General features: G+C 56.3%; 13 protein-coding genes. 8 read left to right on the top strand and 5 right to left on the bottom strand.

The features are described 5' to 3' along the window. Positions 1 to 54 precede the first annotated feature (54 nt). The 3 genes from C1J02_RS10200 to C1J02_RS10190 form a co-directional block, all read right to left on the bottom strand. Positions 55 to 2,409 (bottom strand): TRAP transporter large permease subunit, encoded by a 2,355-nt coding sequence (locus C1J02_RS10200; RefSeq protein WP_114878478.1) that lies wholly within the window; start codon positions 2,407 to 2,409, stop codon positions 55 to 57. Further along, on the bottom strand, positions 2,409 to 3,377 hold the full coding sequence (locus tag C1J02_RS10195) for a TRAP transporter small permease subunit (RefSeq protein ID WP_114878477.1): 969 nt from the start codon (positions 3,375 to 3,377) through the stop codon (positions 2,409 to 2,411). Before C1J02_RS10195 ends, C1J02_RS10200 begins: the two co-directional genes overlap by 1 nt. A gap of 129 nt (positions 3,378 to 3,506) precedes the next feature. After that, positions 3,507 to 4,595: a TRAP transporter substrate-binding protein gene (locus C1J02_RS10190; protein ID WP_114878476.1), complete on the bottom strand. Its 1,089-nt coding sequence runs from the start codon at positions 4,593 to 4,595 to the stop codon at positions 3,507 to 3,509. A 252-nt stretch (positions 4,596 to 4,847) separates the two neighbouring features. Here C1J02_RS10190 and C1J02_RS10185 point away from each other — a divergent pair, with 252 nt between their 5' ends. The 5 genes from C1J02_RS10185 (at position 4,848) to ilvN (ending at position 10,435) form a co-directional block, all read left to right on the top strand. Further along, the gene (locus C1J02_RS10185) at positions 4,848 to 6,272 is read left to right on the top strand and encodes a cache domain-containing protein (RefSeq protein WP_114878475.1); all 1,425 of its coding nucleotides are present in this window, start codon (positions 4,848 to 4,850) and stop codon (positions 6,270 to 6,272) included. Next, positions 6,269 to 6,925 carry a response regulator transcription factor gene (locus C1J02_RS10180; RefSeq protein WP_114878474.1) on the top strand — a complete coding sequence of 219 codons (657 nt, stop codon included), beginning with the start codon at positions 6,269 to 6,271 and terminating at the stop codon, positions 6,923 to 6,925. Before C1J02_RS10185 ends, C1J02_RS10180 begins: the two co-directional genes overlap by 4 nt. A gap of 70 nt (positions 6,926 to 6,995) precedes the next feature. Further along, on the top strand, positions 6,996 to 7,739 hold the full coding sequence (locus tag C1J02_RS21225; protein WP_162798299.1) for a methyl-accepting chemotaxis protein: 744 nt from the start codon (positions 6,996 to 6,998) through the stop codon (positions 7,737 to 7,739). Between the two features lie 312 nt (positions 7,740 to 8,051). Continuing rightward, entirely contained in the window at positions 8,052 to 9,803 is a 1,752-nt protein-coding gene (locus C1J02_RS10170; protein WP_114878472.1) for an acetolactate synthase 3 large subunit, read from the top strand. A 71-nt stretch (positions 9,804 to 9,874) separates the two neighbouring features. Beyond that, positions 9,875 to 10,435, top strand: a complete 561-nt coding sequence (ilvN, locus tag C1J02_RS10165) for an acetolactate synthase small subunit (protein ID WP_114878471.1) — start codon at positions 9,875 to 9,877, stop codon at positions 10,433 to 10,435. Between the two features lie 19 nt (positions 10,436 to 10,454). Here the strand turns inward: ilvN and C1J02_RS10160 are convergent, their stop codons facing one another. Further along, a complete protein-coding gene (locus C1J02_RS10160) occupies positions 10,455 to 10,793 on the bottom strand; it encodes a hypothetical protein (protein WP_114878470.1) in 339 nt (112 codons plus the stop codon). A gap of 227 nt (positions 10,794 to 11,020) precedes the next feature. Here C1J02_RS10160 and C1J02_RS10155 point away from each other — a divergent pair, with 227 nt between their 5' ends. The 3 genes from C1J02_RS10155 to C1J02_RS10145 all read left to right on the top strand — a co-directional run bounded on the left by C1J02_RS10155 (position 11,021) and on the right by C1J02_RS10145 (position 13,315). Then, the gene (locus tag C1J02_RS10155) at positions 11,021 to 11,818 is read left to right on the top strand and encodes a helix-turn-helix domain-containing protein (RefSeq protein WP_254693261.1); all 798 of its coding nucleotides are present in this window, start codon (positions 11,021 to 11,023) and stop codon (positions 11,816 to 11,818) included. A 94-nt stretch (positions 11,819 to 11,912) separates the two neighbouring features. After that, a complete protein-coding gene (locus tag C1J02_RS10150; RefSeq protein WP_114878469.1) occupies positions 11,913 to 13,076 on the top strand; it encodes an aromatic ring-hydroxylating dioxygenase subunit alpha in 1,164 nt (387 codons plus the stop codon). Continuing rightward, positions 13,073 to 13,315, top strand: a complete 243-nt coding sequence (locus C1J02_RS10145; RefSeq protein WP_114878468.1) for a hypothetical protein — start codon at positions 13,073 to 13,075, stop codon at positions 13,313 to 13,315. Before C1J02_RS10150 ends, C1J02_RS10145 begins: the two co-directional genes overlap by 4 nt. On the opposite strand, the gene C1J02_RS10140 is transcribed toward C1J02_RS10145, so the two are convergent. Continuing rightward, on the bottom strand, positions 13,312 to 14,109 hold the full coding sequence (locus C1J02_RS10140; RefSeq protein WP_114878467.1) for a DUF2189 domain-containing protein: 798 nt from the start codon (positions 14,107 to 14,109) through the stop codon (positions 13,312 to 13,314). The two genes, C1J02_RS10145 and C1J02_RS10140, sit on opposite strands and share 4 nt — an antisense overlap. Between the last annotated feature and the right edge of the window lie 3 nt (positions 14,110 to 14,112).

Raw genomic sequence — 14,112 nt, 5'->3', positions numbered from 1 at the left:
GAGGGTGCCCAGAAGCTATGGGCACCCTCATGATATTCACAATGGCCGCAAGGATCAGTTCGGGATCAGATCCGGCACGATTGTCACGATCGCCGGGAACAGCCACAGGATCGCCAGCCCCGCCACCTGGATCAGGACAAACGGGATGATGCCGCGATATATATGCGCGGTTGTTACGCTGGCCGGTGCGACCCCGCGCAGATAGAACAGCGCAAAACCAAAGGGCGGCGTCAGGAACGAGGTTTGCAGGTTCACCGCGATCATGATGGTCACCCATTTGGGGTCAAACGTGCCGCCATAAATCACCGGCCCGACAATCGGCACCACGATGTAAATGATCTCAAGGAAGTCGAGCACAAAGCCCAGCACGAAAAGCACCAGCATCACGATCAGGAACACCGTCAATTCATTGTCGAAGCTTTTCAGGAATTGCTGGATGTAATGTTCCCCGCCAAAGCTGATCACCACAAGGTTCAGCAGTTGCGACCCGATCAGAATGGTGAACACCATGGATGTCACCTTGGCCGTTTCACGCACAACCGGGCTGAGCACGCCGGAGGTGTACAAAATCCAGCAGGAAAACAGCAGGCCAAAGACCGCATAGAGATAGGCCGCATAGGCCACAAAGAAGGCGATCCAGGATTCGAAGCTCACACCGGCCTGATTGATCCGCAGATCAAAGTTCACGCCGACGAGAATACAGATGATGATTGCCAGCGTTGACCAGATGATCACCTTGGGCGACCTGTCCTGATCCTTGAGCTTGCGATAGGCCGCCAGCATCAGCGCCCCACCGGCACCCAAAGCAGCCGCAGGGGTCGGGTTGGTGATCCCGCCCAGGATTGAACCCAGCACCGCAATGATCAACACCAGCGGTGGAAACACCACACGGATCAATTCGTTACCGACACAAAGCTTGGTCGCATAAACGACACCGTACATCACCAAGGCAAAGGGGAGTGCCATCAGCACAACCATGGTGCCCGACGTCGTCTGCGGCCCCACCAGCAATATATCAACCAACACGGTCAAAACGACGCCAATTGCCCCGATGATCAATGGCCGCGCATCCGATGACGGTGATACGCCCCGCGCTGTTGTCATAAAGAGCGAAAGCAGGATCAGGATGATCGCTACGCCCGTCCCAATCGGTGCGGCATCCGAGATTTTCAAAGCCTGCTTTTCGGCCAGAGCTTCTTCGCTCAGCTTTTCGCTTTGCACGATGCCACCGGCGGCATCGATTGTGGCCTGTTCGGCTAGTGCTGCATCCCATTTTTCCTGACCATGCAGATCAATCATCGCCGCCTGACAGTCTGGCCCGACATTGGTGCGCAGGCTGGCTGCATCGCCGATGTCTGAATAGCTTGATACCGTTGTGGACTGGCTGCCGACAATGCCAAGGTTGCCAAGGAAAATTGTGCCGACAATCAAAAGGACCGGCGCACCAAGGAACCATGTGAACGCCTCGCCGCGTGTCACAGGCTCTGCATTGGTGGAGCCCATGGGCACCGCAGGGGCCTTGTCGGGGTTCAGCAGCGCATATCCAAAGGCATAGAGCGCATAAAGGAGCGCAAGCAGGATGCCCGGCAACAAAGCCGCCTGAAACAACGTGCCAACAGAGACGACCGCAGGCTCCCCCAGGAACGTCAGCGCGTCGGTACAGCCCGCAGCGGTTGCGCGTGCTTCCTGTGCTGCGGAATAGAGGTCGCCGGCCAGCGTGCCGAGCAAAACAATCACGATTGAGGGCGGAATAATCTGGCCCAAGGTGCCAGAGGCCGCAATGACGCCGGTCGACAATTCGGGCGAATAGCCGTTGCGCAGCATTGTGGGCAGCGCCAGCAGGCCCATGGTTACAACCGTGGCCCCGACGATGCCGGTCGACGCCGCCAGAAACGCCCCAACCACAACAATCGAAACAGCAAGACCACCCGGCAGCGGGCCAAACACCCGCGCCATTGTGGTGAGCAGATCGTTGGCGATTTTGGAGCGTTCCAGCGTGATGCCCATCAAGACGAACATCAAAACCGCCAGCAATGTCTCAATCGACTGGCCCGCCAGCACGCGTTCATTCATGCGGTTCACGATAAAGCTGACGTTGCGGTCCAGCGCCACTTCCCAGCCTTGCGGAAACACCGATTCTGCCATGCGCGGCAGATCAGGGTACCTGAAAACAGATATCGTATCCTGCTTGATCCCGGAGTTTACCAGATCACGGTAAGCGGCACTTGAGGTGTCAATCGCCTGATGGATCAGCAACCCTGCGCTGTCCATCGCGGCAATGATGCCAAACGAGATGATGCCCGCGCCGCCAATGGCAAACGCCACCGGGAAACCAGACAGGATGCCGCCAAACAGACAGACAAAAACGATGATCAGGCCGACTTCGACCCCGTCGAGACCAAACAGCATCAGTGGGTTCCCTCATAGGCTTCTTCGCCCTCGCCAAGTGTGTCCTTGTCGAGATATTTGTTTTCGCTCTCTGGCCCTTCGCGGAATTCACACCAGCTGCGGTAAAAGACCGCCACCGCTTGCAGCATCACCATCAGGCAGAATGCGATCAGCAGCAGCTTGAACAGGAAATAGCCATTGAAGCCATTGGGTGAGAAGCCGATGGTTTCGACGTTCCACTTGAGCAATTTGGATTTGCGCAACAGCAGGTCCAGCCTGTCGGACGCCGATGGATTTGGCGTGACCAGATGGCGCCACATGAAGAACCATCCGTAAAGCCATGTCACCACTGCAAAAGGGATCATGAAAAACAGCGCGCCGAACATGTCGACGAACTTTTTCGTGCGGAATTTCGCGCCTGCGTAAAACAGGTCAACCCGGACATGCCCGCCCTGCACAAAGGTGTAGGATACACAAAGACAGACCACCAAAGCATTGAAAAGTTTCAATTCTTCTGCAAACCACGAGATGTCAAATTGCAGCGGAATGCCAAAGCCAATCGAGATGTCCGGCCGGGTGAAAATCCGCTGCATAAAGACGATAATGATCTGTTGCAGCACCATCAGCAGGCCGGCCCAGGCAAAGAGCCTGCCCACTCCGTTCACGAAGCCCTCAAGGCCCCTCACACAGCCCCACATGAAGGCACGGTTATACATGCCATATGCGGTGATGATGATCATCAGGGTCAGCGAGACGAAGAAAAGTTCAACCGATGCACCGTAATAAATGAACCGCATCAGCGATTCACCGTTCGACCAGTTGAGCCACATACCGGGGTTCAGCAGTGCGGCGAAGAAATTATAGAAGGCTTCCAGTATGTTACCGAAGAAGAACTGGATCATGCCGCTATCTTGGAATTTATCAAGACAGCTGAGCTTTGCGCCCTCAGCTGCGCGGAAAAATCCCGAACATACGATTTCATCGGCCATTAATGTCCCCTCCCATGCGTGCCGGGCTTGATGCCCTGCTTGCGCAGACGACCATCATCCCAATGATGGTCTGTTCGTGTGCCCAGAGGCCGCAAGAACTGCGGCCTCTGGAATAGTATGGTGGCAGGATTAGCCTGCGTTCCGCACGCGCTCGCGCTGCTCAACATAGAATGCGTCAGACTTGGACAGCCATTCAGCGGACGATGTCAGCGAGGCTTCAAAGCTTTCGCGTGTGCGTGCAAAAAGCTCATCGCCCATGTTTTCGTCCATCACCTTGGAAGACGCCGCACCGAAGGCATCCCAGACGTCGTCAGGGAACTGAAGGGTTTTCACGCCCTGTGCCTGCAAACGTGTCAACGCCGCACCGTTGTTGGCCAGTGTTTCGGCAAGCTGGGTGTGTGTTGTCGCCATCGCTGCGTATTCGATGATCTTCTGGTGCGCCGGGGACAGCTCGTTGAAGACATCAAGGTTCACTGCAGCCGCAAGGCCGGAGCCCGGCTCGTGGAAACCAGCGGTGTAGTAGACTTTCGCGACTTCCTGGAAACCCGCGCGTTCATCCGCGAAGGGGCCAACCCACTCAAGACCGTCGAGCGCGCCGGATGACAGCGCCTGATAAAGTTCACCGCCGGGGATGTTCTGAACAGAAGCACCCAGTTCACCCAGCACTTTGCCGCCAAGGCCCGGCATGCGGAATTTCAGACCATTGAAGTCTGCGGCGGAATTGATTTCATTGCGGAACCAACCGCCGGACTGTGACCCGGAGTTCCCTGCAAGGAAAGACTTGAGGTTAAAGATCTCGCCCAGTTCGTTGTGCAACTCGTGGCCGCCACCGTGGTGGTACCAGTTTGTCAGCTCTTGCGCTGTGCCGCCAAAAGGCACGGCTGTATAATACGCGTAAGCAGGGTGCTGACCGATGAAGTAATAGTCAGCGGAGTGGTACATGTCGGCCTGACCAGAGGAAACAGCGTCGAATACTTCGAACGCACCAACCAGTTCACCGGGGGCTTTTTTGTCGATGGTCAGCGTGCCGTCAGACATCTCATTGACCATGTTGTTGAGGTATGTGGCCGCATCGTCCAGAACGGCAAAGCCGCGTGGCCATGATGTTACCATTGTGAGTGTGCGCTTGCCTTGAGCATATGCAGGTGCGGCCAAGGTTGTCGCGGCAGCGGCTGTGCCGCCCAGTGCAGACGTCTTCAGAAATGAACGACGGTCCATAGAGATACTCCTCCCAGATAGAGTGCCCGCTTCGCAATCATGGCGCGCGGGTCGTTTCAGGTGTCGCCACTCTATCAACACCTTTGGAATTGGGAATACCTAGTACTACGTAGTGCGGGCTTTGATCTGCCGGTTTCAAAAGGAAATGCATACCCAAAACCACGCAGATGGCGCTAACATCGTTGTCTATGGCCCTCCAATAGCCGCGAACCGGCTTTGATTCGCTGCTGAATGGGGGTATCGAATCGTGTTATGTTTCGTTTCCCCCGATTCAATCCCAGTTATGGTCAAAAGCTGACCTTGCTAGCGGCTGTGCCGCTGATCCTGGCAGTGGCCGCAATTGCAATATTGGTGGCTTTGCAGTCCCGCGCGCTGGCAGAACGTGAAATCGCAACCCTTGAGACCCAGTTGATCGAGGCCAAGAAAGCCGAACTGCGCAACTACGTCACGCAGGCGCGCAACGGCTTTTACTTTATCTACGGGTCCGCCGCACCCGATGATGAAACGGCCAAAGCGCAGGTGGCACAGATACTCGCCGCGATGATCTATGGCGATGACGGCCAGTTCTTTGTCTATGATTATGACGGAAACGCACTGGTCAGCCCGCGCCAAACCGAGCGGATCAACCAGAACTGGACCGGACAGACCGACAGCGAAGGCACGCCTGTGGTTGACGCATTGATCCGCATCGCGCGCGATGGTGCGGGCTATCATTCCTATATCTGGCCCAAGCCCTCAACCGGAGAAGAGGCGCGGATGATCACTTATGTCACCTCCTTTCCGTCATGGCGGTGGGCGGTTGGCACCGGCGTTTTTATTGATGATGTGGTGGCGTCGGTCGCAACGGCGCGCGCGGATGTAGAGGCGCGGGTGCGGCGCACGTTTATCTATATCGGTGCGATCACGCTGACTGCGCTTCTGGCCGTGTTTGGCACCGGGATGATCATCAATTTGCGCGAACGCAGGCTGGCCGACGCCAAACTGAAAAAGCTGACGCAGCGGGTGTTCGACGCCCAGGAAGAAGAACGCGGACGCGTGGCGCGCGAATTGCATGACGGGATCAGCCAGATTCTGGTTGGTGTCCGGTATGCCCTTGATAATGCGCGCCGCCGGTTGGAGCGCGGTGACAACACTGCGGCAGCCCCATTGGGCAAGGGCATTGCGTCACTGGGCGAGGCCATCTCGGAGGTCCGCAGGATCAGCCGCGACCTGCGCCCCGGTGTGCTGGATGATCTGGGTCTTGGGCCGGCCATCAAGACCCTGGCCGAGGAATTTCAGACCCGCACCGGGATCACCTGCCATTTTGACACCGTGGTCTTTCGCAATCGGTTGGACAATGACGCCAAGATCGCGCTTTACCGCATTGCCCAAGAGGCGCTGACCAATATTGAGCGCCATTCAGGGGCGACCAAAGTGCAGATTGATCTGCGTGGTCATACCCGCGGGGCAACGCTCAAGATCAGCGACAATGGCAACGGCTTGGCCGGGCGTAAACCGGCCACCAATCCGGGGCTGGGCCTGCGCAACATGCAGGAACGGATGGAGCAGCTTGGCGGCACCCTGCGTCTGTCTGATGTGCTTGGCGGCGGCACTGCGATTGAGGCGACCGTGCCATTGACCCATCTGCTGCCACCTGAAAAGACAAAACCGCCCCAACAGAAAGTCGCTGCACAATGAGTGAACCGATCAAAGCTGCCACCAAAGTCGCGATCGTTGACGATCACCCGATGGTTGCCGAGGGTATTCAGTCGATCCTTGAAAGCTATGACGATATCGACGTTGTTGCCACGCTGTCAAATGGCCGTGAGCTGATCGACAACCTCAATGCGCTGGCCCCTGACGTGATCTTGATGGATCTCAACATGCCTGAGCTTGGGGGATTATCCGCCACCGAGATCGTGCTGGAACAACGGCCCCAGACCCACATCGTGATCCTGACCATGCACGACAATGCGGAATACATCGCCTCTGCACTCAGCCACGGCGCGATGGGGTATCTGTTGAAAGACGTGCCAACGGATGAGATCAAACTGGCCATTGATACGGTCATGGTGGGTGAGCAATATCTGTGCACCGGCGCAAAAGGGTCCATCGCTCCAAAACAAGGCGGTGCCCGCGAGGCGCTTACCGAACGCGAACAGACGATCCTGCTGGAACTTGCCCAAGGTAAATCGAACAAGGACGTGGCACAGGCGCTGGAAATTTCAGTCCGCACGGTTGAAACCCACCGCAAGAACATCAAACGCAAATTGGGCATCTCCAGCACCGCTGGCCTGACACGTTATGCCTTGGAACATGGCGTATTGCAGGGCACGGGCAGCGCATTCTGATTTCTGCGGGCCAATCGCAAGGGAAAATTTACCATTGCAGGCTAGACCAGTGCAAAATGGAATTTTCGCTGTGCAAACATCTGCCACCGCCCACCAGACCACGCCAAGCGCCTATACGCCTTTGACCCCACACCTTGATCAGGATCAACATAATCTGCGGGTACTTATTGATGAGGTCGCTACCACGCGTGGCTTGATCCTTCAGATGGCGATGCGGCTGATGGCCTATCACGCCGCGCCCGATGAACGATCACGCGACGTTGTTCGGGATGAGTTTCTGGGCATTGCCCGCCAGTTTGAACGCCATGTGACGCTGGTTTTTGGCAAGGGTCCTTTTGCAGGCCAGCCGCAATCGCATGTTGATATGATCCGCACGGCGGCAGCGCAGGATCCACAACGCAATCTCCAGATGCAAACGGTGCTTTTGGAAGTCCAACGTATTGCAAAGGGCGTTGCTGCCGGCACTCCGCTGCGTTTTGATCAGGCACGTGCGTTTCTGGAACAGAACTGGCCGGTGGTCAGGGACCAGATGACTCAGGTGATTTCAGATGTCTGGGCCAACATAGATGCCGGGCGCAAAGCAGAAATCGAAACAGCCAAACAGGCCGCCAATGCGCTGGGGACCCGACTTTCGCGCCTCGAACACATCGGTAGACATGTGCGGCTGGTGTCCTTGAATGCCAGTGTCGAGGCGGCGCGCGCCGGGGATGTGGGCAAGGGTCTGCTGGTGATCGCCCAGGAATTCAAATCCCTGGCCGAAGAGATTCAGACGCTGGCAAAGGATGCCCGCTGCGATATGGCCCTGATTTCCTGACATCCCCCACTCCAAAATTTGTTAAATTGCGTCAAACCGCCGCACTGTGAAATAATATGTCCAATTTTTTCACACTGGGGACATAAATTTCTGTCAATTGCCTGTTGACCCGCCTGCGCACCGCTCATAATGTCGCGCCACGCTTAAAGGAGCCTCACGTCATGACCGGCGTCGTCGTCATTCTAGGAAATACGCGCATGGGCCGGTAACGGACAACCATAATCAATCCCATGCGCCCCCGTCAGAACCGGGGGTTTTTTTATGCGCCCAGACCAAAACAGATCCAAACCAAATCACTTACGGAGACATGCGATGTCACGCCAAATGACCGGAGCCAAAATGATCGTCCAAGCCTTGATTGATCAAGGTGTCGATACTGTATTTGGATACCCCGGCGGCGCTGTCCTACCGATCTATGATGAGGTTTTTCAGCAAAACAGCATCAAGCACATTCTGGTGCGCCACGAACAGGGCGCGGTGCATGCCGCCGAAGGCTATGCGCGCTCAACCGGCAAACCCGGTGTGGTATTGGTTACATCTGGTCCCGGTGCCACCAATGCGGTGACCGGTCTGACCGACGCTTTGCTTGATTCCATCCCGCTTGTGGTTCTCACCGGGCAGGTGCCCACTTTCATGATCGGGTCCGACGCCTTTCAAGAGGCCGATACCGTTGGCATCACCCGCCCCTGCACAAAACACAACTGGCTGGTAAAAGAGACCGACAAACTGTCCGGCGTGCTGCATGAGGCATTCCATGTGGCCATAAGTGGCAGGCCTGGTCCGGTGCTGGTAGACATCCCCAAGGACGTTCAGTTTGCAACGGGAACCTATACACCGAAAAGGCCCTCGACCTCGCATTACCAGCCGCGCGTCAAAGGCGATATGGAAGAAATCACCGAACTGGTGGCCGCAATGGAAAAGGCCAAGCGTCCGGTGTTTTACACCGGTGGTGGCGTGATCAACTCTGGTCCGGGTGCCTCGCAATTGCTGCGTGAACTGGTTGAAGCCACCGGGTTTCCGATCACCTCAACCCTGATGGGGCTTGGGGCCTATCCGGCGTCCGGCGACAAATGGTTGGGGATGCTGGGCATGCATGGTCTTTATCAGGCCAACATGGCGATGCATGACTGCGACCTCATGATCAACATCGGCGCGCGGTTTGACGACCGTATCACCGGCACAATCCCTGATTTCAGCCCCAAGTCCAAAAAAGCGCACATCGACATTGATCCGTCATCGATCAACAAGGTCATCCGCATCGACATCCCGATTGTAGGCGATGTGGGTCATGTGCTGGAGGACCTGTTGAAAGTTTGGAAGTCGCGCGGCCGCAAGACCAATGGTGTGGAGCTGGCCAAGTGGTGGACCAAGATCAACGAATGGCGCAGCATTGATTGCCTGAAATTCAAGCAGTCCGGCAAGATCATCAAACCGCAATACGCGCTGTCGCGCCTTGAGGCGCTGACCAAGGATCATGACCGCTATATCACCACAGAAGTGGGCCAGCACCAGATGTGGGCGGCGCAATATCTGGGCTTTGAAGACCCCAATCGCTGGATGACATCCGGTGGGCTGGGCACGATGGGCTATGGCTTTCCCGCCTCCATCGGGGTGCAGATGGCGCACCCTGAAAGCCTTGTGATCAATGTCGCGGGTGAAGCCTCATGGCTGATGAACATGCAGGAAATGGGCACGGCAATGCAGTACAATCTGCCCGTCAAACAATTCATCCTGAACAACGAACGCCTTGGCATGGTGCGCCAGTGGCAGGAATTGCTGCACGGTGAGCGGTATTCGCAAAGCTGGTCAGAGGCCCTGCCCGACTTTGTGAAACTGGCCGAAGCCTTTGGGGCCAAAGGAATATTGTGCACCGATCCTGACGATCTGGACGACGCGATCATGGAAATGTTGAACCATGATGGCCCGGTCATCTTTGATTGCCTCGTTGAAAAGCATGAGAATTGTTTCCCGATGATCCCGTCCGGAAAAGCGCATAACGAGATGTTGCTGGGTGAAGCGGACACTCAAGGTGTGATTGACGCAAAAGGGTCAGTGTTGGTGTAATCGCGTTCCTTCAAGGAAGGCGGGCCGGAATTCCTGCGGAATTCCAATGCGAAACGAAAGGTACGAAGAACATGTCAGCTCTCAAGCTCAAAAAAGGTGCGACGTCGCACTCTGCTTACAACCTGCGGCCCAATTTCTCGGACGTGATTGAAAAGCACACGCTCGCGGTGCTGGTTGAAAACGAACCGGGCGTTCTGGCGCGGGTGATTGGCCTGTTTTCCGGACGCGGGTTTAACATTGACAGCCTGACAGTGGCAGAGGTCGATCACACCGGGCATCTGAGCCGCATCACGATTGTCACCTCGGGCACGCCGCAGGTGATCGAGCAGATCAAGGCACAGCTGGGCAGAATTGTCACCGTCCACGAGGTGCATGACCTGACCGTCGAAGGGCCGAGCGTTGAGCGGGAGTTGGCGATGTTCAAAGTGGCCGGCAAGGGCGATCACCGGGTCGAGGCGCTGCGGCTTGCAGATATCTTTCGGGCCAATGTTGTGGACAGCACGCTGGAAAGTTTTGTGTTTGAAATCACCGGCGTGCCGGACAAAATTGATGCGTTTGCCGATCTGATGCGGCCTCTGGGCCTGACCGATGTTGCACGCACGGGCGTCGCCGCCCTTTCCCGCGGGGAATGAGGCGGCAGGCCCTGCCCGTTTAGGCTTTCATCGCGCAAACAGGCATTGCGACATCCCGTTGCTTTAGACTGAAGGCAATAATCTTGGCTGACTGGGGCTGCTGGGATGGCGCGGGGGTGCGCATCAGCGTTTCGGGCAACCCGGCGCATGCCTGTTCCTGCACCATGCGCGGGTTAAACGCCTTGCGCAATCTGCTCTCAACAGCGACATCAAATTGCACCATATCGCCTGCATCGAAAAAGGCGGATCCTTCAGCAACTTTATCCGCAGCTTCGTAATAGGCAAGATCACCATGGTCTTCGCACCAGAAAACCGCTTTGCGATCATCCTGATCGCTCCAAAGAACCACGCCTATCATCTAGTGTGCAACCTCCATAGTCAGCCTACCTTTGCTATCAACAAGGTGCGGTAGAGTGACACGGTAAAAACCGCAACGTACGCTTGCAATTTGTGTCGTAATCCATAGGGTGTTGCTGCGTATTAGCGTCGGCTATGATGCGCACTAGCGTCAACTGAGATGATTAGCAGTTGATTTCCTCCACCCCCATTGCCAAAATCCAAAATGGGCACAATTTTAGGCGGATCATGGCCCCAAATACCCAATCACCTGCACAATTACGCAATATGTTTGGTCTAAACTTACGTACACTTGCGACCGGTTATGATTCCATTTCGGACCTTGCACGTCAGCTGGGGATCAACCGCACACAATTCAATCGCTACCTGTCCGGAGAGAGCTTTCCGCGGCCTGATGTCTTGTCGCGGATCTGTCTGTTTTTTGGGGTTGATGCGCGGGTTTTGTTGCAGCCGGTTGATGAAATTGGCAGCAATCAGGACCCAATCGCAAACCCGTTCCTGCGCGATTTTGTGGGCTCTGGCGCGCGCGATGTGCCAGAAGAGCTGTTTCCGGCGGGGTTTTATCGGTTCTCCCGCCGCAGCTTTGTCACGGAAGATTTGTACATCGTGGGGCTGGTCCATGTCCGGCGCGACGCAAGCAATACATATTTGCGCGGTTTTGAAACAAAAAAGGCAATGAAACTGCAATTCTTGCCAACGCATGCGTCGGCCCGTGAATTCCGCGGCCTTGTCATGCAGCAAGAAGATGGTCTTTCGATCTTGGCAAGCCGCAAGAATGCAATGACATCTTCGTTTAATTATCTCAGCCGGGTTGCGTCATTCGACAACAACTTTTGGCTTGGGTACGTAACACGTACCGTCCCTGAGAGTGTCGGGGGGTTGCGCGCCACGCGGTTGGTTTATGAATACCTTGGAACGGCAATGACCGATGTTTTGCCCGCCGCGCGCAGTGCCGGGTTTTGCACAAGTGATGAATTGCTGCCCTATCACCGGCGCTTGCTTCGCCCCGGTGAAGCTTTTACCTGATGGGCCATGTCGCCAGTGATAAAGTCGCGTCGCTTGCGGTGACGAACTGGCATGCGGAATTGCCTAGGGTGATCTTACCATCAGGAGAGCACCCATGGATCATTCCAGCACCGATCTAAGCAGCGTCCATCGCCCCATCGCAGAAGCGAACGGACTGCCCAACGCCCATTACATTGACGCAGGTGTTTTTGACGAAGAAAAACACGCCGTGTTTTTTGAGAATTGGTCCGGCCTGGCTGTCGCTGCCGATGTGCCTCAGATCGGTGATGCCAAACCTGTCACATTCCTGGGCATGCCGCTGTTGATCGTGCGCGACAAGCAAGACAACGTACGGGTGTTTCAGAACATCTGCCGCCACCGCGGCATGATACTGGTCGAAGAACCCCGCAAGATCGAAGGGGCGATCCGTTGCCCCTATCACAGCTGGTGCTATGCGACGGACGGCCGATTGGTCAGCACCCCGCATGTGGGTGGGCCAGGTCAGAACGTACATGATGCCATCGACAAGGCGACCCTTGGTTTGATCGAAGTGCGCAGCCATATCTGGAATGATGTGATTTTCGTGAATATTTCGGGCAACGCTGATCCATTTGAGGTCGTGCATGCCGATCTGCTGGCGCGATGGGCGGAATTTGATATGCCGGTGTATCATGGCGGTGCCGACAGTCGCATTCAGCTTGACCTCAAGACCAACTGGAAACTCATCGTTGAGAATTATTGCGAAAGCTACCATCTGCCCTGGGTCCACCCCGGCCTGAATTCCTATTCACGCCTTGAAGATCATTACCATATTGAAAACGTCGGAAAATTTTCTGGGCAAGGGACGCATGTGTACCGCCAGATCAAAGATGAAGACGGGTCTGTTTTCCCTGATTTTCCGGGCCTTTCAGACAAATGGCAGGCAGCGGGCGAATACCTTACGTTTCTTCCCAACGTCATGGTCGGCGTGCAACGTGACCATATCTTTGTGATCCTTCTTGATCCCATCGCGGTGGACCGCACGGTTGAAACGGCGCATCTCTATTACGCGTCGCCTGAAACCTCGGCCAATTTGCGGGCCAAAAACACCGAACAATGGCAGGTGGTATTCGTAGAGGATATCATGGCCGTTGAAGGGATGCAGCGGGGTCGGCACGGTGGCGGCTTTGATGGCGGACGGTTCTCACCGGCGATGGATGGGCCGACGCATCTGTTTCACCAATGGGTCGCGTCATGTATTGAACGTGGCCGCACCGCAAAAGCAACGGCGGCAGAGTGAACGATCTGAACGATCGCCTGCTTGCCGCCCATGCGGCGGGCGATCTGGCGGCACTTGTCACCCTTTATACCGCAGCAGCGGACGCGACGGATGATCCACAAGCGCGAGGGTTTTTCCTGACTCACGCCCATGTCTTTGCCATGGAACTTGGTCACCCAGACACCCAGATCTTGCGGCAACGGCTTATTGATGATGGTCGCGAGGTGCCGCTGCACGCGCCAAACCCGCCCCTGCGCTAGGCCCGCGCGCCCGCCTGCCGCAGTTGATCGTAAAGGTGCCATGAGGCATGCCCGAGCCAGGGCAAGACCAGCAAAAGGCCCAGGAACCCCGGCAACATCGCCAGAAACAACGCGACAGCGACCAATGCAGCCCAAGCCAACATCGGTACCGGGCTATGGATGACCACACCGACCGAGCGGATCATGGCCGTCACATAATCGACGTCCCGGTCCAGCAGCATCGGCAGGCCGATGACGCAGACCGCATAAAACAAAAGCGCAAAACAGCCGCCCACAAAGGTGCCCATGGCCAGCATCGCCAGACCATTGGGACTGAGAAAAACCTCGCCCGATGACATGATATTGGTCATCGGCTTGAGGCCCAGAAACAGCGCAAAGATCATGTGCCCCAGAAAAAACCAGAACAGCAGAACAACAACCATCAGTCCGTTCAGCCAAGGCAACTGGCCGCCGCGTTCGGCCCAGAGCACCTTCAGGATGTCCTTGAACCCGGTTGATGCCCCGCGTGCGAGTCTGCGCGACACCTCGTAGGTGCCAAATGCTGCAAAAGGTGCCGCCATCGGAAAGGCAAACACCGCCAGCACAAACCAAAACGTGTTGCCTGAGGCGGCAGTGATTGCCACCATCACCCACCCGGCAAGAACGCAGGCTGCACCAGCGACCAGGCCAAACGTCGGTGCAGCGAGAAAATCACGCCACCCAGCTCCGAGTGCGGTGCGCAACATCGCCAAGGTTGGCATGGCAAGGTCGGGTGGGCCATGCGGGCGGTCGGGGCTTGCCTGAATTTGTTCCATGGG

Origin of the sequence: Sulfitobacter sp. SK011 (genome assembly GCF_003352065.1) — a bacterium.
Taxonomy (GTDB): domain Bacteria; phylum Pseudomonadota; class Alphaproteobacteria; order Rhodobacterales; family Rhodobacteraceae; genus Sulfitobacter.
This window is presented reverse-complemented; position numbering and strand designations above follow the sequence as displayed.